This is a genomic window from Saccharothrix sp. NRRL B-16348, assembly GCF_001280085.1.
GTDB lineage: Bacteria > Actinomycetota > Actinomycetes > Mycobacteriales > Pseudonocardiaceae > Actinosynnema.
The window spans coordinates 1-833 of sequence record NZ_LGED01000076.1; the positions used below are offsets into that span (position 1 = coordinate 1).

The 833-nt window shown below is 67.0% G+C and carries 1 protein-coding gene; it reads left to right on the plus strand.

Annotation, left to right across the window (positions count from 1 at the left end):
* On the plus strand, positions 1 to 833 hold an 833-nt coding region (locus ADK67_RS09815; RefSeq protein ID WP_197289358.1), incomplete at both ends, for an endo-1,4-beta-xylanase.

The following is an 833-nucleotide window of genomic DNA, read 5'->3' on the forward strand; positions in this document are numbered from 1 at the left end:
AGAGCGGCCGGTACTTCGGCACCGCGGTCGCCGCGAGCAAGCTGGGCGACTCGACCTACGTCGGGATTCTCAACCGTGAGTTCGACATGGTCACGGCCGAGAACGAGATGAAGATGGACGCCACCGAGCCGAACCAGAACCAGTTCAGCTACGGCAACGCCGACCGCATCGTCAACCAGGCACGCGGCCAGGGCAAACGCATCCGCGGCCACGCCCTGGCCTGGCACTCCCAGCAACCCGGCTGGATGCAGAACATGTCCGGCACCGCCCTGCGCAACGCCATGCTCAACCACGTCACCCAGGTCGCCACCTACTACCGCGGCAAGATCTACGCCTGGGACGTCGTCAACGAGGCCTACGCCGACGGCAGCGGCGGCGGACGCCGCGACTCCAACCTCCAACGCACCGGCAACGACTGGATCGAAGCCGCCTTCCGCGCCGCCCGCACCGCCGACCCCGGCGCCAAACTCTGCTACAACGACTACAACACCGACAACTGGTCCCACGCCAAGACCCAAGGCGTCTACCGCATGGTCCAGGACTTCAAGGCCCGCGGCGTCCCCATCGACTGCGTCGGCTTCCAAGCCCACTTCAACAGCGGCAACCCCGTCCCCTCCAACTACCACACCACCCTGCAGAACTTCGCCAACCTCGGCGTCGACGTCCAGATCACCGAACTCGACATCGAAGGCTCCGGCAGCAGCCAGGCCCAGCAGTACCAAGGCGTCGTCCAAGCCTGCCTCGCCGTCACCCGCTGCACCGGCATCACCGTCTGGGGCATCCGCGACACCGACTCCTGGCGCGCCTCCGGCACCCCCCTCCTCTTCGACGGC